Annotated in this window: 23 protein-coding genes; 7 read left to right on the top strand and 16 right to left on the bottom strand. The window is 67.2% G+C overall.

What is annotated here, in order from left to right; translation table 11 throughout:
* Positions 1-63: 63 nt before the first annotated feature.
* The gene (locus NGK62_RS09465; RefSeq protein ID WP_251878190.1) at positions 64-627 is read right to left on the bottom strand and encodes a SecDF P1 head subdomain-containing protein; all 564 of its coding nucleotides are present in this window, start codon (positions 625-627) and stop codon (positions 64-66) included.
* A 371-nt stretch (positions 628-998) separates the two neighbouring features.
* On the opposite strand from NGK62_RS09465, the gene thiC reads away from it, so the two are divergent.
* Entirely contained in the window at positions 999-2,912 is a 1,914-nt protein-coding gene (gene thiC, locus NGK62_RS09470) for a phosphomethylpyrimidine synthase ThiC (RefSeq protein ID WP_059378166.1), read from the top strand.
* Between the two features lie 1,006 nt (positions 2,913-3,918).
* Here thiC and NGK62_RS09475 read toward each other — a convergent pair.
* From NGK62_RS09475 to gpmA, 7 genes are all read right to left on the bottom strand, one after another.
* Positions 3,919-5,331 carry an FAD-binding oxidoreductase gene (locus NGK62_RS09475; RefSeq protein ID WP_059378168.1) on the bottom strand — a complete coding sequence of 471 codons (1,413 nt, stop codon included), beginning with the start codon at positions 5,329-5,331 and terminating at the stop codon, positions 3,919-3,921.
* On the bottom strand, positions 5,328-6,047 hold the full coding sequence (locus NGK62_RS09480) for a FadR/GntR family transcriptional regulator (protein ID WP_118931594.1): 720 nt from the start codon (positions 6,045-6,047) through the stop codon (positions 5,328-5,330). The genes NGK62_RS09475 and NGK62_RS09480 overlap by 4 nt, the downstream gene beginning before the upstream one ends.
* A gap of 103 nt (positions 6,048-6,150) precedes the next feature.
* Positions 6,151-7,338 carry a GGDEF domain-containing protein gene (locus NGK62_RS09485; RefSeq protein ID WP_118931687.1) on the bottom strand — a complete coding sequence of 396 codons (1,188 nt, stop codon included), beginning with the start codon at positions 7,336-7,338 and terminating at the stop codon, positions 6,151-6,153.
* A 105-nt stretch (positions 7,339-7,443) separates the two neighbouring features.
* On the bottom strand, positions 7,444-8,199 hold the full coding sequence (locus NGK62_RS09490; RefSeq protein WP_059378175.1) for a HesA/MoeB/ThiF family protein: 756 nt from the start codon (positions 8,197-8,199) through the stop codon (positions 7,444-7,446).
* On the bottom strand, positions 8,196-9,641 hold the full coding sequence (locus tag NGK62_RS09495; RefSeq protein WP_059378178.1) for a S41 family peptidase: 1,446 nt from the start codon (positions 9,639-9,641) through the stop codon (positions 8,196-8,198). The genes NGK62_RS09490 and NGK62_RS09495 overlap by 4 nt, the downstream gene beginning before the upstream one ends.
* A 59-nt stretch (positions 9,642-9,700) precedes the next feature.
* A complete protein-coding gene (locus NGK62_RS09500) occupies positions 9,701-11,317 on the bottom strand; it encodes a murein hydrolase activator EnvC family protein (protein WP_118931593.1) in 1,617 nt (538 codons plus the stop codon).
* Between the two features lie 7 nt (positions 11,318-11,324).
* A complete protein-coding gene (gene gpmA, locus NGK62_RS09505) occupies positions 11,325-12,077 on the bottom strand; it encodes a 2,3-diphosphoglycerate-dependent phosphoglycerate mutase (RefSeq protein ID WP_059378183.1) in 753 nt (250 codons plus the stop codon).
* Positions 12,078-12,239: 162 nt separating this feature from the next.
* Between gpmA and NGK62_RS09510 the strand changes: the two genes are divergently transcribed.
* The 5 genes from NGK62_RS09510 to NGK62_RS09530 all read left to right on the top strand — a co-directional run bounded on the left by NGK62_RS09510 (position 12,240) and on the right by NGK62_RS09530 (position 15,756).
* A complete protein-coding gene (locus tag NGK62_RS09510; RefSeq protein WP_059378185.1) occupies positions 12,240-12,662 on the top strand; it encodes a rhodanese-like domain-containing protein in 423 nt (140 codons plus the stop codon).
* 51 nt (positions 12,663-12,713) lie between these two features.
* Positions 12,714-12,971 (top strand): glutaredoxin 3, encoded by a 258-nt coding sequence (gene grxC, locus NGK62_RS09515; RefSeq protein WP_054457721.1) that lies wholly within the window; start codon positions 12,714-12,716, stop codon positions 12,969-12,971.
* Between the two features lie 37 nt (positions 12,972-13,008).
* Entirely contained in the window at positions 13,009-13,539 is a 531-nt protein-coding gene (secB, locus tag NGK62_RS09520) for a protein-export chaperone SecB (RefSeq protein ID WP_059378188.1), read from the top strand.
* Between the two features lie 94 nt (positions 13,540-13,633).
* Positions 13,634-14,716, top strand: a complete 1,083-nt coding sequence (locus tag NGK62_RS09525; RefSeq protein WP_118931592.1) for an NAD(P)H-dependent glycerol-3-phosphate dehydrogenase — start codon at positions 13,634-13,636, stop codon at positions 14,714-14,716.
* 47 nt (positions 14,717-14,763) lie between these two features.
* Positions 14,764-15,756 (top strand): Bug family tripartite tricarboxylate transporter substrate binding protein, encoded by a 993-nt coding sequence (locus tag NGK62_RS09530; RefSeq protein WP_059378192.1) that lies wholly within the window; start codon positions 14,764-14,766, stop codon positions 15,754-15,756.
* Positions 15,757-15,805: 49 nt separating this feature from the next.
* On the opposite strand, the gene NGK62_RS09535 is transcribed toward NGK62_RS09530, so the two are convergent.
* On the bottom strand, positions 15,806-16,276 hold the full coding sequence (locus NGK62_RS09535; protein ID WP_013396662.1) for a tRNA (cytidine(34)-2'-O)-methyltransferase: 471 nt from the start codon (positions 16,274-16,276) through the stop codon (positions 15,806-15,808).
* A gap of 80 nt (positions 16,277-16,356) precedes the next feature.
* Entirely contained in the window at positions 16,357-16,902 is a 546-nt protein-coding gene (locus tag NGK62_RS09540) for a ComF family protein (protein ID WP_316253296.1), read from the bottom strand.
* Positions 16,903-17,195: 293 nt separating this feature from the next.
* On the opposite strand from NGK62_RS09540, the gene NGK62_RS09545 reads away from it, so the two are divergent.
* On the top strand, positions 17,196-18,128 hold the full coding sequence (locus NGK62_RS09545) for a methyltransferase domain-containing protein (RefSeq protein ID WP_251878192.1): 933 nt from the start codon (positions 17,196-17,198) through the stop codon (positions 18,126-18,128).
* A gap of 58 nt (positions 18,129-18,186) precedes the next feature.
* On the opposite strand, the gene NGK62_RS09550 is transcribed toward NGK62_RS09545, so the two are convergent.
* The 6 genes from NGK62_RS09550 to NGK62_RS09575 all read right to left on the bottom strand — a co-directional run bounded on the left by NGK62_RS09550 (position 18,187) and on the right by NGK62_RS09575 (position 26,243).
* Positions 18,187-19,431, bottom strand: a complete 1,245-nt coding sequence (locus NGK62_RS09550; protein WP_059378196.1) for a YbdK family carboxylate-amine ligase — start codon at positions 19,429-19,431, stop codon at positions 18,187-18,189.
* Between the two features lie 308 nt (positions 19,432-19,739).
* Positions 19,740-21,209 (bottom strand): TrkH family potassium uptake protein, encoded by a 1,470-nt coding sequence (locus NGK62_RS09555; protein WP_118935230.1) that lies wholly within the window; start codon positions 21,207-21,209, stop codon positions 19,740-19,742.
* 51 nt (positions 21,210-21,260) lie between these two features.
* Positions 21,261-22,640: a Trk system potassium transporter TrkA gene (gene trkA, locus NGK62_RS09560; RefSeq protein WP_059378200.1), complete on the bottom strand. Its 1,380-nt coding sequence runs from the start codon at positions 22,638-22,640 to the stop codon at positions 21,261-21,263.
* Positions 22,637-23,329 carry a response regulator gene (locus tag NGK62_RS09565; RefSeq protein WP_059378202.1) on the bottom strand — a complete coding sequence of 231 codons (693 nt, stop codon included), beginning with the start codon at positions 23,327-23,329 and terminating at the stop codon, positions 22,637-22,639. The genes trkA and NGK62_RS09565 overlap by 4 nt, the downstream gene beginning before the upstream one ends.
* An 11-nt stretch (positions 23,330-23,340) precedes the next feature.
* Positions 23,341-25,656 (bottom strand): sensor histidine kinase, encoded by a 2,316-nt coding sequence (locus tag NGK62_RS09570; RefSeq protein WP_059378204.1) that lies wholly within the window; start codon positions 25,654-25,656, stop codon positions 23,341-23,343.
* The gene (locus NGK62_RS09575) at positions 25,653-26,243 is read right to left on the bottom strand and encodes a DUF4390 domain-containing protein (RefSeq protein ID WP_251878194.1); all 591 of its coding nucleotides are present in this window, start codon (positions 26,241-26,243) and stop codon (positions 25,653-25,655) included. Before NGK62_RS09575 ends, NGK62_RS09570 begins: the two co-directional genes overlap by 4 nt.
* Positions 26,244-26,266: the final 23 nt, after the last annotated feature.

Consider the following 26,266-nt stretch of genomic DNA (forward strand, 5'->3'; position numbering starts at 1 on the left):
CCGCGCATCGTGCGCGGACGTAAAAAAGCCCGGCATTGCCGGGCTTTTCGCCGCTAGCCTCGCTCAGGGCTTGGCAGCGGGACCCGGAGCAGCACCGCCAGCCGGCGGCACGGCGGCGTCGCCGCGGATCTTGGCGGCGATTTCCGAGGCGGCCTGGGCCGAGGCCACACCGAAGGCCAGCACGCCGCGGTTCAGCGGTTCGCCGATGAGCGGGGCGGCGACCAGTTCCTGGTCGATCACGAGCGCCAGCATGTTGCCGACGTTCTTCGTGCTGACGTCATTGAGCTTGCGCGCGCCGGCTTCCGAGAAGCGCAGGCCGACGAAGTTCTGGCCCTGGCGGTCGACCAGCGCGGCGGCGTCGGTGAGATCTGCGCGCGTCAGGACGGGCACCGTCTGCATGTAGAGCTTGCCGTCGGGCAGGTTGATTTCGCGCATGCCGGCGCCGGGCTGCTTCTGCGCCAGGTAGAAGTCCACTGAGGCCGCGGCGGCGGCGGGCTTGGCGGCCTCTTGGCCTGCTTGCGGCGTGGCGGTATCGCCAGACGTCTTAGTCGGGGCGGTCTTGCAACCCGCTAGCGCCAACGTCACGACTACCAGGGCGGGCGCCAATTTGCGTAGGGTCAGTTGCATGCTCGTTTCCTTCTTAATGTGGACTAAGACCAGGCGATGCACTCCATCCCCGGCACTGGAAAAGTGTACCGAACCTGAATGACAGTGTCGCCCCAGTCTGAATCCAATTGTAAAGCGGTAATACCAGCTGCCGCCTGCTCCGGCTGACACGGCGCAGCAGCCACGCGATTCGTCGGAACGCGCGGCAGCCTCTATACTTCGCTTTCGCGCAGGGGTACTCGTCCCGCCTACATGGCGGGACGTGTTGAGAGAGTCCCTTCGTACCAGTACGGATAATGCCGATGCTGGGAGCCGTATTCCCGCCATGCGTCTTTGCGCGCGCGGCGGGAATTCCTTCCCGATCGGCTCCAACCACTCGCTTGGAGCTTTCCATGAACGCCAATCCCAAATTCCTGGCCGCTACCGCCGAAGTCGACGCGGCGGCCGTCGCACCGCTGCCCAAATCCCGCCGCGTGTATGAAGTGGGCTCGCGCCCCGACATCCGCGTGCCATTCCGCGAGATCGAGCAGGACGATACGCCGACGATGTTCGGCGGCGAGAAGAATCCGCCGCTCACCGTCTACGACTGCAGCGGCCCCTACACCGACCCCGAAGCCAAGATCGACATCCGCCGCGGCCTGCCCGAACTGCGCCGCGCCTGGATCGAAGAGCGCGGCGACACGGAAGTGCTGTCGGGTCCGACCAGCGACTATGGCAAGGAACGCCTGACCGACCCCAAGCTGACGGCCATGCGCTTTGACCTGCAGCGTCCGCCGCGCCGCGCCAAGTCAGGCGCCAACGTTTCGCAGATGCATTACGCGCGCCGCGGCATCATCACGCCGGAAATGGAATACGTGGCGATCCGCGAGAGCCTGCGCCGCGAACACTACCTGCAGACGCTGCGCGACAGCGGCCCCGACGGCGAGAAGATGGTCAAGCGCCTGCTGCGCCAGCACCCGGGCCAGTCCTTTGGCGCCTCCATTCCCGCGGCCATCACGCCCGAGTTCGTGCGCGACGAGATCGCGCGCGGCCGCGCCATCATCCCCGCCAACATCAACCACCCTGAAGTGGAGCCGATGGCCATCGGCCGCAACTTCCTGGTGAAGATCAACGCCAACATCGGCAACTCCGCCGTCAGCTCCGGCATCGGCGAGGAAGTGGAAAAGATGACCTGGGCGATCCGCTGGGGCGGCGACACGGTCATGGATCTGTCCACCGGCAAGCACATCCACGAAACGCGCGAATGGATCATCCGCAACTCGCCCGTGCCGATCGGCACCGTGCCGATCTACCAGGCGCTGGAGAAGGTCGACGGCAAGGCCGAGGACCTGACCTGGGAGATCTTCCGCGACACGCTGATCGAACAGGCCGAACAGGGCGTGGACTATTTCACGATCCACGCGGGCGTGCGCCTGCCGTTCATTCCGATGACGGCCGACCGCATGACCGGCATCGTCTCGCGCGGCGGCTCGATCATGGCCAAGTGGTGCCTGGCACACCACAAGGAGAGCTTCCTGTACGAGCGCTTCGAGGAAATCTGCGAAATCATGAAGGCCTACGACGTCAGCTTCTCGCTGGGCGACGGCCTGCGTCCGGGCTCGGGCTACGACGCCAACGACGAAGCGCAATTCGCCGAGTTGAAGACCCTGGGCGAGCTGACGCAGGTGGCCTGGAAGCATGACGTACAGGTCATGATCGAAGGCCCGGGCCACGTGCCGATGCAGATGATCAAGGAAAACATGGAGCTGCAACTGGAACATTGCCACGAGGCGCCGTTCTACACGCTGGGCCCCCTGACCACCGACATCGCTCCCGGCTACGACCACATCACTTCCGGCATCGGCGCGGCGCTGATCGGCTGGTACGGCACGGCGATGCTCTGTTATGTGACGCCGAAGGAACACCTGGGCCTGCCGAACAAGAAGGACGTGAAGGACGGCATCATCACGTACAAGATCGCGGCCCACGCGGCAGACCTGGCCAAGGGCCATCCGGGCGCGGCGATCCGCGACAACGCGCTGTCCAAGGCGCGCTTCGAATTCCGCTGGGACGACCAGTTCAACCTGGGGCTGGATCCGGACACGGCGAAGGAATTCCACGACGAGACGCTGCCGAAGGATTCGATGAAGGTGGCGCACTTCTGCTCCATGTGCGGACCGCATTTCTGCTCGATGAAGATCACCCAGGACGTGCGGGATTATGCGGCGGCTCAGGGGGTTAGCGAGAAGGACGCGTTGCAGAAGGGGATGGAGGAGAAGTCCATCGAGTTCGTTAAGAAGGGGGCCGAGGTTTATCATCGGCAGTGATGTTGTTGCTACGTCTGTTTTGAGTTCTTGAGACGCACGACGCGGCAGTGGCCTGCCGGGCGCGGGGCAACGATTGCGGTCCGGAGCCTTCGCTCCGGACTACCCCGTCGTCATCGTCGTCCAGGCCTACGGCCTTCCCTTCCGATTCCCTCGGGCTTATCGACGCCCCGCGCCCGGCAGGCCACTGCCGCGCCGTGCTCTGTCTGTCGAATCTTCACGGACGCTGGGGCGAGCGGTTTGCTTGGCGTTCTCGCCACCGGTGGGGGATGGGCGAGGATCTTGCGGGGCCCGCCCCCGGCCGGCCGCGCGGGCGGCCTTTGGGGGCTTACGCGGTGTCTGGCGTCCAGTGATGACGCTGCGCGCAGGTGGTGAGTGCGTGGAGGTGGGCAGGACGGGAGAGTGCGTGAGGGTCCGGCCGTGGGCTACTTGTGCTGGACGCTGGGGTTCTCGCTTGGTGCTTCACCCATCCCACGGAAGCGTCATGAGGCGCCAAACGTTCGTCATTTCAACTCCGCCGCCGGATGGGCGGCGCGCGCGAGAGGATCTGCGTGCGCAAGCTTCTGTCCAACGCGCGCCGCCCATCACCGCCCCTCCCCCAAAACGGCGACGACCACTAGCAAGCCGCCCGCCGCATTCGCGCTAGCGCACCCGTCACGACGCACGCAAGCGCGTATGCTCATTGCGGCCGCCCGGGCGGCCGCAATGAGCGGGCCTCGCAAGACTCGACACTGAACACGGCTCTAGCGATGCGACAGGCCAAGACGCAGGTAGCACGGCGGCGCTGGCGGTGTGGCGGCGAGCAACCTCGATGCGCCCGAGGGAATCCGAAGGGAAGGCCGAAGGCCTGGACGAGGATGACAACGGGGCAGTCCGGAGCGAAGGCTCCGGACCGCAATCGTGGGCGCTCGCCGCCACACCGCCAGCGCCGCCGTGCGGCCTACGAAGCTTCGCTCATGCACACCGACGAACCACCCACGAAGCTCCGCTCAAAAACGCCCCAAAAAAACTACAGCAACTTCCCAGGATTCATAATCCCCGCAGGATCCAACACAGCCTTGATTTCCCGCATCAACCGCAACTCCAGCGCATCCTTGCTATGCAGGAAATGATCCCGCTTCAGCTGCCCGATCCCGTGCTCAGCCGAAATGCTCCCGCCATAGCGATTGACCTCGTCCAGCACCGCGTCCGTTATCGCCGCCCCATGCACCGCCACCCAGTCGCGGTCGGCGCCCGCCGGACGCGACAGGTTGTAGTGCAGGTTGCCGTCGCCGAAGTGGCCGAAGATGAAGGGGCGGATGTCCGGGTACAGCGCGCGCACGCGCGCTTCGGCGGATTCCATGAAAGCGGGGATGTGTTCGATCGGCAGCGACACGTCGTGCTTCAGGTGCGGGCCGTCGGCACGCTGGGCTTCGGAGATTTCCTCGCGCAGCTTCCATAGCGCCTGCAATTGCGCCAGCGATGCGGAAACGGCCGCGTCCAGGCACAGGCCACGCTCCAGCGCCGTGCCGATCACGTTTTCAACAAGGCCGTTGAGCGCGGCCTCGTCGGCCGTGTCCGCCAGCTCCACCAGCACATAGGCCGGATAGCGCTGAGCAAAAGGTTCCTGTACGCCTGCGGCATGCGTCAGCACCAGGTCCAGGCAATCGCCCGAGAAGTATTCGAATGCCTGCAGCCGCGCGCCGCATTGCTCGAACAGGATCTCGAACAGTTGCAGCGCCTGCATCGGCGATTCGACGGCGGCCAGCACCACCGAGCGCACGTCGGTGCGCGGGAACAGGCGCAAGGCAACGGCGGTGATGACGCCCAGCGTGCCTTCGGAACCGATCAGCAATTGCTTGAGGTCATAGCCGGTATTGTCCTTGCGCAGCGTGCGCAGGCCGTGAAAGATCTCGCCCGTGGGCAGCACGGCTTCCAGGCCCAGCACCAGTTCGCGCGCCATGCCGTAGCGCACCACGTTCACGCCGCCCGCGTTGGTGGCGACGTTGCCGCCGATCTGGCTGGAGTCTTCCGCCGCCAGGCTCAGCGGCAGCAGACGGCCAGCGTCCTGCGCGGCGCGGCGCAAGTTGCCCAGGATGGCGCCGGCCTCGGCCACCATTGTGTTGGCGATGGTGTCGATGGAGCGCACGGCGTTCATGCGGTCCAGGCTCAGCACCACGTTGCCCGCGGCGGCATCCGGCGTGGCGCCGCCGCACAGGCCGGTGTTGCCGCCGCGCGGCACCACCGGCACGCCTGCCTCCTGGCACAGCGCCAGGCAGGTGGCGACCTCGGCGGTCGTGCGCGGGCGCACCACCGCCTGCGCGTTGCCCTTGTACAGGCCGCGCCAGTCGGACAACCAGGGCGCGATGTCGGCCTCGGCGGTGATGACGGTGTCAGGGCCCAGGGCCTGGACCAGGCGTTGCGTAAAGTCGGATGCGCTCATGATGTCTGCCTTGCGGCGGGAGAGAGGAGATCGAGTTGCAGGCGGCTGGCCGCCTGTTGCAGATGGCGGGCGGCGGCGTGCCGCGCCCGTTCGGGATCGCGGGCGCGGATGGCCTCGAACACGGCCACGTGTTCCTGGTGCACGGCGGCCGTCAGGCCGGCTTGCAGCCGGCTATTGCTGCGCGCGGTGCTGACCGCCAGCCTGAGCTGCAGGTTCAAATACTGCAGCAGGTCCTGGTAGCAGCTGTTGTGCGTGGCGGCGGCGATGGCGCGGTGAAAGGCGATGTCGTGTTCCACGCCCTGCTCCGGGTCGTCCAGATGCGATTCCAGGTCGGCCAGGGCGCTCGCCATGGCAGCCAGGTCCGCATCGTCGCGCCGCAGCGCGGCAAGCGCGGCCGCGCCGCCTTCCAGCTCCATGCGCAGTTCGTAGACCCCGGCCAGCTGCTTGCGGTCCACGGCGATGCCGGCGGATAGCTGGAAGCCCTGTGCGCCGGTGCGCGACAGCACGGTGCTGCCGGACCCCTGCCGGCTCTGGATCAGGCCCTGGGCGCGCAGCCGTTCGGTGGCTTCGCGGATGACTGCGGCGCTGACGCCGTATTGCTCAGCCAGCACGCGGCCCGCCGGCAGCTTGGCGCCAATGGGATAGGCGCCCCCGGCGATGTCGGCGGCGATCTGGCGGGCGACCTGTTCGGTCAAGGTGAGGCTCTTGGTCAGCATCCGGGCATTATAGGCACACTTCTCAGGTTATCTGATAACTTTCAAGAAAGAAGCCGCGTCCAGATCGGCTTCAAGCTTGATGGGCTGCCGCGGGCGCGGTGGATCAGGCGACGGCGGGTTCGCCGTCCGGCACGGTATTCTCGACTTCGTCCGCTCCCGCCACGGCGCAGCAGCGGCCGCCCTGCGCCTTGGCGCGGTAGAGGGCGGCGTCGGCGGAATGCATGGCAGCTTCCGGGCTGCGGTTGGCGCCGGACACGATGGAAATGCCTATCGACAGGCCGACGCTGACCCGCGTGCCATCCGCCAGGGTGATCGGCTGGGAGGCGTCGTGCAGCAGGTGCTCGCCCAGCCGCAGGGCGGCCGTGGCGTCGATGCCGGTCACCAGCACGATGAACTCGTCGCCGCCGATCCGCGCCGCCACGTCGTCCACCCGCAACATGGAGCGCATGCGCTGGGCGATGGTCATCAACACCTGGTCGCCGGCGGCATGGCCGTAGGTGTCGTTAATGAGCTTGAAGTCGTCCATGTCCATGTACAGCAGCGCCGCGGAGCTGTCCTGGCCGCGCGCGCTGGTGCAGACGCGTTCCAGCGCGGCCTGCAGGCCGGCGCGATTGGCCAGGCCGGTCAGCGCGTCTTCGCTGGCGCGGCGTTCGCTGGCGCGCTCGGCCAGCATGGTGGATACCAGGATGCGATTGAGCCGGTGCGAGGCGACGCTCATGCTGACCAGATAGAACGGGATCTGGATGAAGACGATGGCCGTGACGTATTCGCCGGTAAAGGCCGCGCCCAGGCACATCGGCCCCAGGCTCAGGAAGATCATGGCGCCGACCAGCCGCGGCGCGCCGTAGTTCCGGAAGCAGATGCCGCCGGCCATGGCCCCGCAGGACACCCCGGCCAAGGTGGCAGCCAGCCAGTCGCCGTTGATGAAAGTGACGAAGACGCCATAGCCCACGCTGAACGCCCACAACAGGGCCAGCAGGATGTAGATGTCGGTATGGGTATTGCCGCCCTTGGCCGCGGCACGCAAGGCGGACCGCAGGATCAGCACGCGGACCAGCGCCAGCGCCACCTCCAGCGCCAGCCAGGACAGATACAACGGCTCTGGGCGGCGCCAGGCGACCACGCCGGAGATCATCAGGGTGTTGATGACGCCGCCGGCGAAAATGGGCAGCGTGCCGAACAGGCTGGCGATCAGGGCCGAACGGATGTCCGCAGGGGTATCGTGCCCGGAATGCGTCAGCCAACGCGTCAGGCGCCATTTGGGCAAACTGAACTTCAGTGCTGTATCCACGCGATAACCCCAGGCCATCTACCCGCTTTCGGGTAGGCTGGCTGGCGTTATAGCAGGTATTACAAGCGTTTTATATTGTCCGCGGGGCCAATCCCGGGCAGGAAATCAGTGCCCGCGATGGCCGCAGACGGCACATTCCGGGTCGCGCTGGACGTTGACGCTGCGCCATTGCATGGTGCGCACGTCCAGCCACAACAGCCGACCCGACAGGCTTTCGCCCACCCCGGACAGCAGTTTCAGGGCCTCTGCGGCCTGCATGCTGCCGATGATGCCCACGACCGGGGCGAACACGCCCATCGTGGCGCAATTGGCTTGCTCGACGTCGTCCGCTTCCGGGAACAGGCAGTGGTAACAGGGCGCGTTGTCGTCGCGCAGGTCATAGACGCTGACCTGGCCGTCGAAGCGGATCGCGGCGCCCGACACCAGCGGCTTGCGATGCTGCACGCAGGCGCGGTTGATGGCGTGGCGGGTGGCGAAGTTGTCGGTGCAGTCCAGCACCAGGTCTGCCTGGGCGACGGCGTCGGACAGGGCCTGGCCTTCCAGCCGCTCGACGCGGGCATGAACACGGGTCTGCGGATTGAAGGCCGCCAGCATGTCGCGCCCCGACTCGGCCTTGTGACGGCCGACGCTCGCGGTGGTATGCAGGATCTGGCGTTGCAGGTTGCTCAGCTCGACGACGTCGTCGTCGGCCAGGGTGATGTCGCCCACGCCGGCAGTGGCCAGGTAGAGCGCGGCGGGGGAACCCAGTCCGCCCGCCCCCACGATGAGCACACGCGCCGCCAGCAGTTTTTCCTGCCCTTCGATTCCCAACTCGTCGAGCAGGATATGGCGGGCGTAGCGCAGCAGTTGCTCGTCGTTCATTTGTCCTTGCTGGGCTCGACTCCGGTCGGCGTGATCTTCATGCGCTGGGGCGTGCCGCCGCCGGCCTTGGCGTCAGCCTTGGCCTGGGCGCGGGCCGAACCCTTCTGCACCGGCTTGCCGGCCAGTACGTTCAAGGCCTGCTGCAGCTGGAAGTCGTCCTTGCCGCCGAATTCGAACACCTTGGCAGGCAGGTCGGCGTTATCTTCGCCGGCGCTGGACTTCACTTCGTTGGCGGTCTGCTGGTTGGACAGGTGGCGCTGCAGGTCGGCTTCGCGCGGCAGGCGGAACAGGTCGCCTTCGGCCGTGTCGGCGACGACGTAGTCAGGTTCGATGCCGGTGGCCTGGATGGAGCGGCCGCTGGGCGTGAAGTAGCGCGAGGTGGTCAGCTTGACCGCGGTGGTTTCGGACAGCGGCAGGATCACCTGCACCGAGCCCTTGCCGAAGGTGCGGTTGCCCAGGACCTTGGCGCGCTTGTGGTCCTGCAGCGCGCCGGCCACGATCTCGGAGGCCGAGGCGGAGCCCACGTTCACCAGCACCACCATCGGCACGGTCTTGGTCCAGGCCGGCAGGCCGGCCAGGTAGTTGCTTTCGCCGCGGGCGTACTCCGAAGGCGTGGCCAGGTACTTATGGCGGGCGTCGGGAGTGCGGCCGTCGGTGGTCACCACCACCGAGTCAGGCGGCAGGAACGCGCCGGACACGCCGATGGCGCTGGTCAGCAGGCCGCCCGGATCGTTGCGCAGGTCCAGCACCAGGCCCTTGGGGGCTTCCTTGGCGCCGAGGTCCTTCAATTGCTTGGCCAGGTCGGAGCCGGTCTTTTCCTGGAACTGGGCGACGCGGACGTAGCCGATGCCGTTGTCCAGCATCTTGCTGCGCACGCTGCGCACCTTGATGATGTCGCGCACGATCTTCAGCACGATGGGCTGCGGACGGTCGGCGCGCATGATGGTCAGCGTGATCGGCGACTTGGGCGCGCCGCGCATCAGCTTGACGGCGTCGTTGAGCGTCATGCCCTTGGTGGGCGTGTCGTCGATCTTGATGATGAGGTCGCCGGCCATCACGCCAGCGCGGGCCGCGGGCGTATCTTCGATGGGGGAGATGACCTTCACGAAGCCGTCTTCGGCGCCGACCTCGATGCCCAGGCCGCCGAACTCGCCTTGCGTGGCCGTCTGCATTTCGCGGAAGGCGTCGGCGTCCAGGTAGGCCGAGTGCGGATCCAGGTTCGACACCATGCCGGAGATGGCATTGTCGATCAGGGTCTTGTCGTCGACGGCCTCGACGTAGTTGTTCTTGATGGCGGCGAACACATTGCTCAGCTGCCTGAGTTCGTCCAGTGGCAGAGGGCTGCCGCGCTGGGCGACCGCAGTCACGCCTACGCTGAGCAACACACCAGCCACCGCACCGATGGCAATCAGACCGAAACCGCGAAACTTACGAGTGCCCATGCACACTTCCCGAATTTTGTTTTCGCCGATGGGGTTTGGTAATTACCAACGACATCAATCTACTGCGCCAGCCATTGTGCCGGATCCACAGGAGCGCCACGATGGCGAATTTCAAAGTATAGGCCGGATTCCACTTGGCCGCCGGTCGCCCCGACCGTGGCGATGGTATCGCCACCCGTCACCGAATCTCCCACCCGTTTGAGCAGACTTTGGTTGTAAGCATAGACGGTCAGGTATTGCTGCCCATGATCCACAATGATGAGGTTGCCAAAACCCCGCAGCCAATCGGCGTAGACCACCGTGCCGGGGGCCACCACCTTGACCGGCGTGCCTTCAGCCGCGCGCAACACCACTCCGCGCCATACGCCGCCGTCCGGGCGGTCGACCCCGAAACGTCCCTGCACCTGGCCGCGCACCGGCATGGACAGCCCGTGGCGCAAGCCGTTGCCGCCGCCCACCGGCGCGGCGCGCGCGGTCTGGGTCTGCTGAGCGGGCTCACTACGGGTTGGAGCGGGTTTTTCCTCTATAGGTTCCGCCTTTTTGGGCGGTTCCGCGGGTTTGGCCTGAGGCGGCGGTTCGGGCGTGGTCAGCCGCGACTGCTTCTGCTCGGCCGGGCGCAGTCCGGCAGCATCCGGGTCGGCCACCGCCACGGGACCGCGGTTCTGGCGCGAGGCGGCTTCGACCTGTTCGCGCGCCTGGGCGGCATCGCGGGCATCGCGGGCGTCACGCTCGCGCTTGGCATTGTCGGCGGCCTGCTTGGCGTTGTCGGCGGCGAGCTTGCGGTCAGCCTCGGCCTTCTTGCGAGCGTCTTCGGCGGCGCGGCGCTCGGCGTCGGCGCGCTTCTTGGCTTCTTCAGCGGCGCGGCGCGCTTCTTCCGCGCGGCGCACTTCCTCGGCCCGCTTGCGCGCTTCCTCGGCGCGGCGGGCGTCCTCGATCTGCTTGGCGATGGCCGCGTCCAGATCGGTGATGAGCCGCGACAGGCGCTGGTCGTCGCGTCCCAGTTTGTTGGCTTCGGCGCGCTGGGCGGCGATCTGCCCTTCCAGCTGGGCCAGCAGCGTGGCGCGCTCCTTCTGCTGACCGACCAGCGCGGTCTTCTGCTCGGAGGTCTCGGCCACGACTTTTTCGATTTCGGCGCGGCGGGCGTCGGCGCGCCCCTGAAGGGCGGCCAGGCGCTCGATGTCCTCGCGCAGGGCCTGCACGGCCTTGGCGCGAGCCTGCGACACGTAATCCAGATAGCCCAGGTTGCGCCCCAGCACCTGGGGATCGTCGCCGGACAACAGGGCGGTCCAGGGTGACAGGCCGCTGGTGTACTGGGTGCGCAGCTGTTCGGCCAGTTCGGTGCGGCGCTTGGCCAGCACCACCTGCTGGGCGCCGATCTGCTTTTCCAGGCCGGTCAGGTCGGCCTGCGCCTGACGGTTGGCCTCGGCCAGCTCCCGCAGGCGCAGGTTGATCTTGGAAATCGCCGACTCGGACTGCTTGAGCGCGTCGGCGGCTTCCTTGCGGGCAGCCTCGCGGTCATCGATATCCTTTTGCAGGTTCTCGATGCGGTCGCGCAAGGCGGCCTGCTGCTTTTCCGCGTCGGACTGGCGGCCGGCGAGGTCATTGGGCGCGGCGCGAGCCGACAGCGCTCCACCGGTCAACATGACCGCCAACAACAACCCTGCCGCGCGACGCATAGGAATATCAGTCCTTCTTAGCCTTGCCCTGGGCTGCCACCGCAGCCATGGCCGCCTCGATCTCGGCGGCATCGCCCAGATAATAGTGGCGGATCGGGCGCAGGTCATCATCCAATTCGTACACCAGCGGCTGGCCGGTGGGAATATTCAGGTTGACGATGTCTTCGTCCGACACGTTGTCCAGGTGCTTGATCAGGGCGCGCAGGCTGTTGCCGTGGGCGGCGATCAGGACATTGCGGCCGGCGCGGATGGCCGGGGCGATGGATTCGTTCCAGAACGGCAGCACGCGAGCCACGGTGTCCTTCAGGCATTCGGTGGCGGGCAGCTGGTCGGCCGGCACCTTGGCGTAGCGCTTGTCGAAACGCGGATGGCGCTCGTCGTCCAGGGCCAGCGGCTCCGGGGCGATGGCGTAGGCGCGGCGCCAGACCAGCACTTGCTCGTCGCCGTACTTGGCGGCGGTTTCAGCCTTGTTCAGGCCTTGCAGCGCACCGTAGTGGCGTTCGTTCAGGCGCCAGGTCACGCCGACCGGGGTGTACATGGCGTCCATGGCGTCCAGGGCGATCCACAGGGTGCGGATGGCGCGCTTGAGCAGCGACGAGTAGGCCAGGTCGAAGGTGTAGCCTTCTTTCTTGAGCAGTTCGCCGGCCTTGCGGGCCTGTTCGCGGCCGGTCTCGGTGAGGTCGACGTCGGTCCAACCGGTGAAGCGGTTTTCCAGATTCCACTGGCTTTCGCCGTGGCGCATCAGAACGAGTTTGTGCATGATTTGGGACGCTTGTAACGCGGGTTAAAGTGAAGGAATGCGCTCATTTTATAATTGAGCGATTTTGCCCTTGATTTTGCCCCGGCGCACCCGCCCATTTCCGCGGCGCGGCGCATCAGGGTTTGCCTATACCAGGCTAGTCGCCGCACTTCAGGATGCCCCGTGGACCTTTTGCAATTCTTGATCGATAAAAACAACGTCTTCATCGTCGCCGTTGCCGTGATCTCCGGCATCATGCTGGCCATCCCCGCCCTGCGCAAAGGCCGCACCGGTTCGGCCGTGAGCACGACCGAGGCCATCCAGATGGTCAACCAGCGCCAGGCCGTATGGGTCGACGTCCGTCCCGCCGAACAGTTCCAGGCCGGCCACATCGCCCAGGCCCGCAACGTGCCGGCGGCCGATCTGGAGCAGAAAGCCGCCTCGCTGCCCAAGAACAAGCCGCTGGTCGTGGTTTGCGACAATGGCCGCGATTCGGCCCGCGCCGCCGCCAAGCTGCGCGCCCAGGGTTTCGCCGACGTCGTGCCGCTGGAAGGCGGCATGCGCGCCTGGTCGGCGGCCAGCCTGCCCGTGACCCAGAAGGGTTGAAGCCTGGGGCCTCGCCCCCATCTACCTATTCTTGTACTCACAGGAGCGCCCATGAATAAAGTCGTCATGTACAGCAAGGACTATTGTCCCTATTGCGCCCGCGCCAAGGCCTTGCTCGAGCAGCGCGGCGTGACCGACCTGGAAATCATCCAGATCGACCGGGACCCGTCCCAACGCGACGTCATGATAGAACGCACCGGCCGGCGCACCGTCCCGCAGATCTTCATCGGCGATACCCATGTCGGCGGTTGCGACGACCTGATGGCCCTGGACCGCTCGGGTGGCCTTGCCCCCATGCTGGCCAGCTAATCGCCCCTTTTTGCCCCTCCCACCAACGGAAACACTCATGGCTGATCAAGACCAAAACTCCCAGCAAGAAGGCGGCAACGCGCCCTCGTTCAATCTGCAGCGCGTCTACCTGAAAGACCTTTCGCTGGAAATGCCGAACGCGCCCCACGTCTTCCTGGAGCAGGAAGCGCCCCAGGTCGAGGTGAGCATCACCGTGGGCGGCCAACGCCTGGCTGAAACCGTGTTCGAAACCACGGTCACCGTCACCGTCACCACCCGTATCAACGAGAAGGTCGTGTACCTGGTCGAAGGCACGCAAGCCGGTATCTTCGAGGCCGCCAACATCCCCGAAGAACAGCTCGACCCGCTGCTGGGCATCGTCTGCCCGACCATGCTGTACCCCTACCTGCGCGCCAACATCGCCGACGCGATCACCCGCACCTCGATGCCGCCGCTGCACCTGACCGAAGTGAACTTCCAGGCCCTGTACGAGCAACGCCTGGCCGAGCTGCAACAGCAGCAAAGCGCCGCCAATGGCAACGGCAGCGACTCGGGCATCATCCTGCCCCCCGGCGCGACCCGCCAGTAAAGCAGCCGCGGCGCCCCATGAAAAGAGCCCCCACGCCGCGCCTTCGGCTTGCTGCCCCCCGTGGGGGCGCTTTTCATCTTGAGGCGGCTCGGCGATGAAAAATCCCATCCAGCCACGCCTGCGCGTCGCCGTCCTGGGTGCGGGAAGTTGGGGCACCGCGCTGGCGGCGGCCGCCAGCCGCCGCCACGCCACCGTACTCTGGGCGCGCGATGCCGCGCAGGCCGCCGACATGGCGGCCTCGCACGAAAACGCGCGCTACCTGCCAGGCATCGCCCTGCCGCAGGCACTGAATATCTCCTCCGATCTCGACGCCACGCTGCGCAGCCTGCAAGAAGACGGCGCGCGCCGCCTGATCGTGCTGGGCGTGCCCGTGGCCGGCCTGACCGCCATCTGCGGCGAGCTGTCCCGCCGGCTGCCCGCGCTGGGATTACAGGACACGCCCATCGTCTGGACGTGCAAGGGCTTTGAAGCCGACACGGCCAGGCTGCCCCATGAAATCATGCGCGAGGCCTTGCCCGGCGCCACTGGCGGCGCATTGTCGGGCCCCTCGTTCGCGCGCGAAGTCGCGCAGGGCCTGCCAGTCGCGCTGACCGTGGCCAGCGACAGCCCCGCCTTGCGCGAAGCCACCACCGCCGCCTTCCATGGCGCGGCGCTGCGCGTGTATGCCAGCACCGACCTGGTCGGCGTGGAAGTGGGCGGCGCGCTGAAGAACGTGATCGCGGTCGCCTGCGGCATCGGCGACGGCCTGGCCCTGGGCACCAATGCCCGCGCCGCGCTGATCACCCGCGGCCTGGCCGAGATGACCCGCTTCGGCGTGGCGCTGGGCGCGCAGGCCGAGACCTTTGCCGGGCTGACCGGCCTGGGCGACCTGGTCCTGACCGCGACCGGCGAGCTGTCGCGCAACCGCCGCGTGGGCCTGGAGATCGGCGCCGGCCGCAAGCTGGCCGACATCCTGGCCAGCGGCATCACGGCCGAAGGCGTGCGCTGCGCGCGCGCTGCGCTGGACCGCGCCCGCGCCATCGGCGTCGAACTGCCCATCACCGAAGCCGTCTGCGCCGTGCTGTTCGACGGCGTGGCCCCCATGACGGCCGTGTCCGCCCTGCTGGCGCGCGACGCCCGCTACGAAAGCGGGGTAGCCAGCCAGCCGGAAGCGGCGCCGGACGACCGGCCCCACTGAGTCGCCCCAAAAACAAATACCCCGCACAACCCGAGGAGACATCCTTCATGACGCAAGCCCGCAAATTCCGGGTCGGCCCGCTGCTACGCGGCCTGTGCCTGAGCCTGGCCGCGATTCTGCCGGCCGCCGCCCACGCCGACTGGCCCGACCGTCCGATCCACATGGTCGTGCCCTTCCCGCCCGGCTCGTCGCCCGACATCCTGGCGCGCACCATCTCGGAACCGCTGTCGCAGGCGCTGGGCCAGCCCATCGTGATCGACAACAAGCCGGGCGCGGGCGGCAACATCGGCACCCGCATCGTGTCGCAGGCCAAGCCGGACGGCTACACGCTGCTCTACACGATCAACGGCCCGCTGGTCACCGCCCCCACGCTGTACAAGAAGACGCTGGGCTACGACCCGCTGCGCGATCTGCAGCCGGTATCGCTGGTGGGCACCAGCCCCAACGTGCTGGTCGTGCCCAGCAGCCTGAAGGTCGATAACGTCAAAGACTTCGTCGCGCTGGTGAAGGGCCGCGGCAATTCGCTGAACTACGGTTCCGTCGGCCCGGGCAGCTCGGCCCACCTGGCGATGGAGATGTTCAAGGAAAGCGCGGGCGTGGACCTGGCGCACATCCCCTATTCCGGCTTCCCGCAGGTCATCTCGGCCATCATCGGCGGCGACGTCCAGGCCGGCTTCATGGTGCCGGCCATCGCCGTGCCCCAGGCGCGCGACGGCAAGGTGAAGCTGCTGGCCGTGACCAGCCTGCAGCCCAGCGAGGCACTGCCGGGCGTGCCGACGATGGCGTCCCAGGGCTATCCGGACTTTGAAGCCATTTCCTGGAACGCCGTGCTGGTTCCGGCCGGCACGCCCACGCCCATCGTCGAACGGCTCAACAGCGAGCTGGCGCGCATCATCGGCAGCGACGCGGTGCGCAAGCAGCTGGCGCTGCAGTACTTCACGCCCGCGCCGTCCACGCCCGAAGCCCTGACCGCCCGCATCAAGAATGAAAAGGCGCGCTGGGATCAGGTGATCGAGAAGTTGAATCTGTCGCTGGACTGATTGCAGCCCAGCCGTGACGGGCCGGGCGCGCCGGATTCAGCGCGCCCCGTCACACTCCCCCTTCATACCCCTGCTGGCGCCAGGCCTCGAACACCGTCACCGCGACGGCATTGGACAGGTTCAGGCTGCGTTGGCCGGCGCGCATCGGCAGGCGCAGGCGCTGCTGGGGCGGGAACATCGCCTGATGTTCCTCCGACAGGCCCGCGGTTTCGCGGCCGAACACGAACACGTCGCCCGGCTTGAAGCCGATGTCCGCCACGCTGCGCTGCGCGTGCGTGGTCAGCGCGTAGATGCTGGACGGCGCGGCGCCGGTATCGGCCAGGGCCTCTTGCAGCGTGTCATGCACGCGGACCGGCTGCCATTCGTGGTAATCCAAGCCGGCGCGGCGCATGCGGGCGTCGTCGAGCTCGAAGCCCAAGGGACGCACCAAGTGCAATTGCGCGCCCGTATTGGCGCACAGGCGGATGGCGTTGCCGGTATTGGGCGGGATTTCGGGACAAACGAGGATGACGTGGAACATGGTGCTCGGGACTCGGGACGGCTTGCGGCGGAAACGTCGCCGCACATCGGGAATTGTCGCCGATTTGCCTGCGGGCCGGCTCAGGGCGTGCGCGCGGCCACCAGCACCATGACGTCCGCCGCGCCCGCCGCCCGCAGCGCGGCGGCGGCCGCGTTGGCGGTGCTGCCGGTGGTCATGACGTCGTCCACCAATAGCAGCTGCCGGCCGCGCACGTCGCCCACGCAATAGAACAGGTTTTGCGCCCCGAGCCGGCGGGCCTGGCGGCCCTGTGCGGTCTGCCGGGGCGTCTCGCGCCGGCGCCGCAACAGCCCGCGCGCCAGCGGCAGCCCCAGCTCCGCCGCCAGGCTGCGCGCAATTTCACCGGCCGGATTCATGCCACGCTGGCGCAGCGATGCGCGGCTGGCGGGAACGGCCGCCAGCAAGGCGCCGTCCGGTACCGGACCGTCGCGGGCGACGGCAGCCGCGATCAACCGGGCCAGCACCGGCGCCATGCTGAGCCGCAGGCGGGTCTTCAGCATCAGGATCAGGGTGTCGGCGGGCGGCGCGTAGTCGAAGGCGGCGATCGTGCGCGAAAACGCCCGGGGCGCGCCCAGGCAGGCGGCGCAGTGCGGCGCGTCCGGACGCAACCGCAGGGCGCAAAAAGGGCAACGGCGCGGAGCATGGCCGCGCGCGACGGCCGCGGCCCCGGCCCCGGCCCGGTGGAGAGCATCCCCGCAGATATCCGCCTCGCAGCCCGCGCAAAGCCGCGCACCCGCCACCCGGGCGCCGCACAAGGGGCAATCGCAACCGACCCGCGACAGCAGCCACCGCCCCATGGCCCGTAGGGGCAATCGGAAGCCGCGGCCGGGATGCGCAATAATGGATGCCATCCCTCATGAAACCATGATCCGCCCGCGTTGCAGACGCGGGCGCGACCGAAATGTCCCTGCCAGAATCCGCAACGCTCCCCTCCCTGCCCATCGTCAGCGCTGACGTACCCCGGCAATTCGCCCGCCGCGGCGACCTGGCCGAGGCCCAGTTCCTGTACGGGGAAGTCGCCCGCCGCATGCTGGGCCGCCTGCAATACATTCGGGTCCAGCCGCAAGCCATGCTGGACGCAGGCTGCGGCGCAGGCGACAACCTGCCGCTGCTGCGCGAACGCTATCCCGACGCCGCCTATACCGGCCTGGACAACTGCGAACCGCTGCTGGAACAGGCGCGCAAGCGCTACGCCCCCGCCGGCCTGTCGGCCTGGATCGGCAAGCTGGCGCGCCGCGGCCCGGCCGCCCCTGCCTTCGTCAATGCCGACCTGGCGGCGACGGGCCTGGCGCCCGAATCACTCGAACTGGTGTGGTCCAACCTGGCCATGCACTGGCACCGCGCCCCGCACGCCGTGCTGGCGGAATGGCGGCGCGTCCTGAAAGTCGGCGGGCTGGCGATGTTCTCCTGTCTGGGGCCGGCCACGCTGCGCGAGCTGCGCCAGGCCCTGGACGATGCCGGACTGCGCACGGCCACGCCGTCCTTCGTGGACATGCATGATTTCGGCGACCTGTTGGTGGAAAACGGCTTCGCGGATCCGGTCATGGACCAGGAGATCCTGACCCTGACCTACCGCAGCCCGGAAAAGCTGCTGCAGGACGTGCGCGCGCTGGGCGGCAACCCGGCCGAAGGCCGGCGCGGCGGGCTGGTGGGCCGCGACTGGCGCGACCGCCTCTGCGCCGCGCTGGAAGCGCAGCGCCGGCCCGACGGCCTGATTGTCCTGAGCATTGAAGTCGCCTACGGCCACGCCTGGCGCGCCGCCGCGCATCGCACCGTGGCCGGAGAAACCCGGCTGTCGGTCAGCGCGATTGGCGGCCGGCACCGCACGCCCTGAGCGGGGCGGCAGAGGCTGACCGGCGGAGCCGGCGCCTTGCGAGCGCCGGCCTTCCCGCCTAGTGCAGCCGTTCCGGCATCGGCACGCTGACCCCGGGCTCGGAAGCCGGCAGCGCCGACATAGGCTCTGAGGTTGCGCGAATACGGCGCCTCAAGACTGCCGTCGGTTCCGCGGGCCCTACGCCTGGCGAGGCCGCGCCGCGCCAGGCGTTCGACATGGCCTCCACCACCAGCGGCAGGTCGCGCAAGCGGTGGAACTGGCTGCGCAGCCAGCGGGAATCGTTGCCGCTGCGCATGGATTCGTCGCGCAGGGCAGCGATCATGTCGCCCGTGCCCAGCTCTTCCGCCACCGGCATCAGGCGCTGGAACAGGTTGCGCAGGTGGTCCATCAGCCGCAGACGCTGGCCGTCCGGCGTCACGTAGCTGCCCTGCAGACCGAAGCGGCAGGCCTGGAAGTGGTTGCTGCGGTAGGACAGCCAGGCGCCGTCGCCCGGGTCGCCCTCGCGCATCAGCAGCACCGCCAGGGCCTGGGCGAAGGCTGCCAGCTGGCAAGCCCGCTCGACCGTCAGCGGCGTGTCGCATACGCGGATTTCGACGGTGCCGAATTCCGGCTTGGGACGAATGTCCCAGTACAGGTCTTTGATGCTTTCCGCCAGGCCATAGGCGCGCAGCTGCGCCAGATGGGCCTCGAACTGGTACCAGTCCTTCACTTCGGGCGGCATGTGACCGGCCAGCGGGAAGCTGTTGACCGCGTTCAGGCGCGAGCACGAAAACAAGGTGTCCACCCCCTCGCAATAGGGCGACGAGGCCGACAAGGCGATAAAGTGCGGCACATAGGGCGACAGGCGGCGCAACAGTTTGATGGAATCGTCGCCGCTCTTGACGCCCAGGTGGATGTGCTGGCCGAAGACCGTAAATTGACGCGCCAGGTAACCGTACATTTCGGCCAGGTACTGGAAGCGCGGGGTGTCCGAAATGGACCGTTCCTGCCACCGCATGAAGGGGTGGGCGCCGCCGCCGGCGACCGACACGCCCACGGCGTCCGCCGCTTCGATCAGCGCGTCGCGCATTTCGCGCATCTCGGCCAGGAGGCCCATGGGGTGCTCATGCACCGAGGAATTCAGTTCAATCATGGACCGCGTGATTTCCGGTTTAACGCGGTCGGCGATGGGGTGGTTGGCCATTTGGGCCAGCAGCTCGTCCGAGGCTGCGGTCAGGTCAAAACTGCGCGGGTCTATCAGTTGCAGCTCGAGCTCGATGCCCAGGGTGTTGGGGGCCGACGAAATGAACGGGATCTGTTCCATCTCGGACTCCTTTCTGAATGTTTGATGAGGGTGTGCGCCGTTCGACCTTGAAGCCCGGAAACAGCCCGGGGGGCACTAGACGGCAGCTTGTGCACGCATGATAGCCGCTGTTTTGTGGCAAGAAGATGGAAAATCGTGACATTTATGTGCAACATCACGAAGCAATCGGTTTTTCCCTGTGAAGGAAAGTGAGCGAGCGCTCACGGCATAGAAACGGCGCGGCCTCCCGGCCTGCGGCAGCCGGACAGCAAGCGCTCAAGGGGCTTCCGAGAGGGGGTGGGACAACCCTTATAAGGGTTATCCCTGAACTATTTCCGCCAAAAAATAGGGGTGAACAGCACCAGCACCGTCAGCAGTTCCAGGCGCCCGATCAGCATCGCGAAGGTGCAGACCCAGATCTGGAAATCGGACAGGACGGCGAAGTTGCCCATGGGGCCGACCGGGCCCAGGCCGGGGCCGGTGTTGTTGACGCTGGCGAAAACGGCCGAGAAGGCGGTGATCGGATCCAAGCCGGACAGGAGCAGCAGACTGGTGAAAACGGCGATGGAAAGGCCGTAGAACAGCATGAAGGCCAGCACCGACGACATGGTGCGGGTCTCGACCGCGCGGCCATTGATGCGCACCGGGCTGACCGCGTGCGGGTGCAACATTGTTACCAGCTCGTTGCGCGCCTGCTTGACCAGCAGGATCGCCCGGATCATCTTGATGCCGCCCCCGGTCGACCCGGCCGACGTGGCAAAGCCCGACAGCAGCAGCATGGTCAGCGGCGCGAACAGCGGCCACTGCGCGAAGTCGGTATTGGCGTAGCCCGTGGTGGTCGCCATGGAAATCGTGTTGAACATGCCGTAGCGCAGCGCCTGCAGCGGGTCTTCATAGACCCCTTTCAGGAACAGGAACACCGAGATGACCAGCCCCACTCCCAAGACCACCACCAGGTAGGGAATCGCCTCCGGACAGCGCACGTAGGCGCGCGCGCTGCGCTGGCGGAAGGCGTTGAAGTGGGTAGCGAAGTTGATGCCCGCGATCAGCATGAACACCATCGCCACCATTTCCACCGCCACCGAATCGAAATGGGCGAAGCCATCGTCCCAGGTCGAAAAGCCGCCCAGGCCCATGGTGGTGGCCATATGGCACCAGGCCTCGAACCACGACAGCCCGACCGCCCGATAGGCCAGGAAGCACAGGATGGAGAACACGAAATAGACCGCGTACAGCGCCTTGGCGGTGCTGGCGATGCGGGGCGTGAGCCGTTCGTCCTTCATCGGCCCGGGCGTTTCCGCCCGCACCACCTGGTGTCCGCCCACCCCGAGCAGGGGCAGAATGGCCACGGCCAGCACCAGGATGCCCATGCCGCCGATCCAGATCAGCGTGGCCCGCCACAGGTTGATCGACGGGGGCAAGGTGTCCAGATTGGTCAGGACGGTGGCGCCGGTGGTGGTCAGGCCCGACATGGCCTCGAAATAGGCGCCGGTAAACGACAGCGGCAAGCCGGCGCCGTGGAAGTAGAGCAGCAGCGGAATGGCCGCCAGCAGGGGCAGGCCCGCCCACACGGCCGACACCAGCACGAAGCCATCGCGCGCCCGCAGCTCGCAGCGGGCGCGGCGCGTTATCGCGGCCAGGCCGCCGCCTATGCCCACCGAGATCAGGAACCCGTCCAGGAAGGCCTCGCGCGCGCCGTCGCCGCCCACGTAGGCGACGGTCAGCGGGATCAGCATGGTGAGCGCGAACATCACCATCGTCAGGCCCAGGATGTAGAGGGTGCCCAGAACGCGCTTCATGGAGCTATCCGGCCGCGCGCGGCCCGCGCAGTAGGAAGGAGGCGGCGCGCATCAGAAGAACGACGCCGAGACTTGGAACAGCTTTTCCACGCGCGGCATCTGCCGGCGCGAGGGCACGAAAACGATGACGTGGTCGTCGGACTCGATCACGGTGTCGGCGTCCGGCAGGATGATTTCGTCTTCCCGCACCAGGGCGCCGATGCTGGCGCCCTTGGGCAGGCTGATCTGCCCGACCGCGCGCCCCACCACCTTGGAGGTGGAGCGGTCGCCGTGGGCGATGGCCTCCAGCGCTTCCGCCACGCCTTGGCGCAGCCGGTGCACGGCGGCCACGTCGCCGCGGCGCACGTGCCGCAGGAGTTCGCTCATGGTGGCCTGGGACGGCGACACCGCGATGTCGATATGGCTGCCCTGCATCAGTTCGCCGTAGGCCTGGCGGTTGATCAGCGCAATCACCTTGCGCGCGCCCAGGCGCTTGGCCAGCAGCGAGGACATGATGTTGTCCTCGTCGTCGCTGGTCAGCGCCAGCCAGGTGTCCATGTCCTCGATGTTCTCGCGTTCCAGCAGCGCTTCGTCGGTGCCGCTGCCGTGCAGCACCAGCACGCTGTCGGGCAGCTGGGTCGCCAGGTATTCGCAGCGCTTCTGGTCGCGCTCGATGATGCGGACGCTGTATTTTTCCTCGGCCAGCTGGCGCGCCAGGCGCAGGCCGATATTGCCGCCGCCCGCGATCATCACGCGGCGCACGGCGCGCTCGGCCTCGCGCAGCTGCCGCACGGCGCGGCGCGCATCGCGCGAGTCGACCACCAGCACCACCTCGTCGCCCGGGGCGATGACGGTGCCGCTGCCAGCCCGCAGCGGCCGGCCGCCGCGCAGCACGTCGATCACGCGCGCTTTCACGTCGGGCCAGACGTCGCGCAGCTTGTCGACCGGCGAATGGGCCATCGGGCTGCCCGCCCCGACCCGCACGGTCACGACGCTGACCCGGCCTTCGGCGAACTCCACCACCTGCAAAGCCTCGGGGAACTCGATCAGGCTGTGCAGATAGGTGGTGACGCTGCGCTCGGGGCTGATCAGGGCGTCGATGCAGAAGCCCTCTTCGCTCATGAGTTCCGGGTGCTCGGCGAACTCGACCGAGCGGATGCGGGCGATGCGGCGGGGAATGTTGAACAGCTGGCGCGCGATCTTGCAGGCCACCATATTGGCCGAATCCGAGGCCGCACAGGCGATCAGCAGGTCGGTGTCGGCGGCGCCGGCGGCCTCCAGCACCGATACCTGCGAGCCGTCGCCATGGACGACACGCAGGTCGAAGTGTTCTTGCAGGTATTGGAGCTGGACAGGATCCGAGTCGATCACCGTGATGTCGTTCTCTTCGGACACCAGGTTCTCGGCCACGCTGGTGCCTACGCGACCAGCGCCCATGATCAGGATCTTCATGAGCTCCGCTTGCGGGCGGACTCGATGCCCAATTGCTTGAGCTTGCGGTACAGGTGGGTGCGTTCCAGCCCCGTGCGTTCCGACACGCGGGTCATGCTGTGGCTTTCGCGGACCAGGTGGTATTCAAAATAGATGCGCTCGAATTCGTCGCGCGCCTCGCGCAGCGGCTGGTCCAGCGAAATGCTGCCGAGTTGGCCGTTGGACGTGACCGGAACTTCGTTGGCCGGCGCGGCGGCGGCGACTGGGGGATCGAGCTCGTCTTCCAGCGCCACCGCGGCGCTGGCGACGGCCGGATGCGCGGCGGCAGGCGCCGGATGCGGCGCGCGGCCGCGCGCCAGACCGGCGGCGACGGTCTTCAGCAGACGCTGCAGCGTGATCGGTTTTTCAAGGAAGTCCATGGCGCCGATGCGCGTGGCCTCGACTGCCGTGTCGATGGTGGCATGGCCGCTCATCATGATCACGGGCATGTCCAGCAGACCTTGCGAGCCCCATTCCTTGAGCAGGCTGACGCCGTCCGTGTCCGGCATCCAGATGTCCAGCAACACCAGGTCAGGACGCATGCGCAAGCGTGCGGCGCGCGCTTGCGCCGCGTTTTCAGCCAGCTCGACCGTGTGTCCTTCGTCGTATAGGATTTCCGACAAAAGCTCGCGTATACCGACTTCGTCGTCAACCACCAGAATTCTGGCCATAAAGCATCCACCTATTGCGTAGCCGCATTATCCTTTTCTTGCGCGGTCGCGTCCATAGTATCGGCCTCGGAAGCCAGCCGGGTCAACAATATGGAGATCCGTGCGCCCCCTTCCTTGCGGTTCGCAAGGTCGATACGCCCGCCGTGTTCTTCCACGATCTTGCGTACGATTGCCAATCCTAACCCAGTCCCGTGGGACTTGGTGGTGACGTAGGGCTCGAACGCGCGCTGCATGACCTGGGGAGGAAAGCCCGGGCCCGTATCGGCGACCGTGAATCTGAGCGCCTGATGGGCCGCCCGGTCGGGCTGCTCGCTGCGCATGAGCTGCGTGGTCACGCTGACCCGCCCTTGCCCGCCCTGCTCGGCGATCGCGTCGCGGGCATTGGACATCAGGTTGTGGATCACCTGGCGCAACTGGGTGGGATCGCCCTCGATGAGCGGCAGGTCCGGCGCCAGCGTCACGTCCAGATTCAGGGCCTTTTCGGCCAGGCGTGACGCACCGCCTTCGGGCTCCCAGCCGTACAGCGACAGCACGTCCGCCACCAGGGCGTTGAAGTCGATGCGCTGCATCACGGCCGGCGGCGTGCGGGCATACTCGCGGAAATCGTCCACCATCTGCTTGAGCGATGCCACCTGGTTGACGATGGTATTGGTGGACCTTTCCACGATCTGGGCCTCGGCGGGCGGCAGCTTGCCCTCCAGCTTCATCGCCAGGCGCTCGGCCGACAGCTGGATCGGCGTCAGCGGGTTCTTGATCTCGTGCGCCAGCCGGCGGGCGACCTCGCCCCAGGCCACGGTCCGGTTGGCCGAGATCACTTCGGTGATGTCGTCAAACACCACCAGATAGCCGTTGCCGCGCCCATCCACGCGCAGATGCGTGCCGCGCGCCAGCAGGGTCAGGGGCTGCGCCCCGGCGGGCGCGTCATCCTGGCCCGGAGCGATCTCGAATTGCTGCTGCCAGTGCTGGCGCTCGGAACCCACCGCGGCATGGGCGGAAAAGGCCTGCCGCACGATGTTGGCGAACTCCAGCATGCCGGCCACCGTCTCCAGCGGCCGGCCGATCACCGAGCGCAGGTCCGCGCCCAGGATGGTCTGGGCGCCCTGGTTGACGGTGGTGACGCGGAACGATTCGTCGAACACCAGCACCCCGGAGGACAGGTTCGACAGCACGCTTTCCAGATAGACATTGGAGCGTTCCAGCTGTTGCCGGTTGCTCTCGACCATGCGGCGGGCCTCGTCGAGCTGGCGCGTCATGGCATTGAAGGAACGCGTGAGCTGGCCGACTTCGTCGCGCTCGGGCGGCTCGGGCAAAGGCCGGTAGTCGCCCACGCCCACGGCCTGCGTGCCGCCCGCCAGGCTGAGCAGCGGGCGCACCAGCCGTTTGGACAGCGATAGCGCCACCGCGATGGCGCCGAAGGCCGCCAGCAGCAAGGCCAGGGTCAGGGTGATGCCATACAGCTTGCGCAGGCCCAGCCGCGACAGCGCCAGCTCCTGGTAGTCGCGAAAACCCTGCTGCACCAGATTGGCGTTATGGGCGATCTGCTCGGGCACCGGCTGCAGCAGCTGCAGCCAGCGCGGTTCGGACGCCGCCCCCAACAGGTTGTCGTAGCGGTCGGGGCCCGTCAGCGGGATCACCACCCGCAGATGCAGCCCGCCTTCGGCGCCGGGAGTCACGGGGTCATCGGCCTCGGCGGCGGAATAGCCGCGCGCCAGCCGCAATTGGTTCATGACGGTGGACGGCGGCGTCGCCGGCAGCAGTTGCCCGTATTGGCTGGTGGAGAACGCGATCATGCGCCCGCTGCCGGTGAAGACCATGGCTTCCTGCACGCCGTTGGCCTCGCGCAGCCGCGTCAAGGCAAGCGTCACGCCGCTGTCGGAGCTGCGGTTCAGTTCCATGGCCATGGAGCGCGCGCGCGCGTCCAGGTCGGCCAGCAGCGAGTCCAGCGCGGCTCGGCCCAGGTTCAGGCCCGCCTCCAGCGCCGTGTCCACGCGCACGTTGAACCAGGATTCGATCGAGCGCGACATGAACTGCACCGACACGGTGTAGATCAGGGCGCCGGGCACCACGCCGATCAGCGCGAACGCCAGGGAAAAGCGGGCCGTCAGCCGCGCGCCGAACTGGCGCCGGCGGATCTGCCGCGCCAGCCTTACGGTCAGCGCCACCACCCAGATGAAGAGCGCCAGCGCAAAAATGCCGTTCAGCACCAGCAGCGTGTCGTAGTAGCGCGCAAAGCGCGAGGCATTGCCGGTGGACCACGCCAGCAGCCCCAGCAATGCCAGGCCGCTTGCGGCGCCAACCATCAGGGCCAGCCGAAGCACAAGCCTCATGACGGGTCTTTCTCCTTGTCGCTGAGCACGAACGTGAAATCCATCCACGGCGTCGACTGTACCCAGGAGCTGCTATTCAGGGCGTTGACCTGGAAGGGCCGCGGCAAAAGCGACGTATCCAGGCGCAGGCGCAACTGGCCGCCGTACAGCACGCCCGCGTCAAAGTCGCCAGCGTCCGCCACCGGCCAGTTGCGGATGTGCCGGATGACCCCCATGGCGTCATCCAGCGAGGCGACCGGGAAGGTCAGTTCGCCCACGCCGACCCGCCATTGCCGGGTCAGGGCGTTGTAGATGATGCGCCAGGTGCGGGATGTATCGACCAGGGACTTGTCGAACCACCACCAGCGTTCGCGGTTGATGTTGAGATCAGCAGTTAGGTAGAGAGGAACGCCGCGCTGGGCCGCGTCCCGCAGTTGCTGGTTCAATTCGAATTCGATGTCCGCGTCGATTTCCAGCTTGCCCTCGCGCACCGCCGGGCGAACTTCGGTGACTTTGGGTTCGGCCCCATGCGCCTGCCCGCCCGGCACAAGAGAAAGCAAGGCAGATGCGAGCAACAACCCGAGAATTAAGCGCGGAATAATGGACATACGGCACCGGAACTACGTCATGC

The sequence above is a fragment of the Achromobacter sp. Marseille-Q4954 genome (genome assembly GCF_943737025.1).
Lineage (GTDB): Bacteria > Pseudomonadota > Gammaproteobacteria > Burkholderiales > Burkholderiaceae_B > Achromobacter > Achromobacter bronchisepticus_A.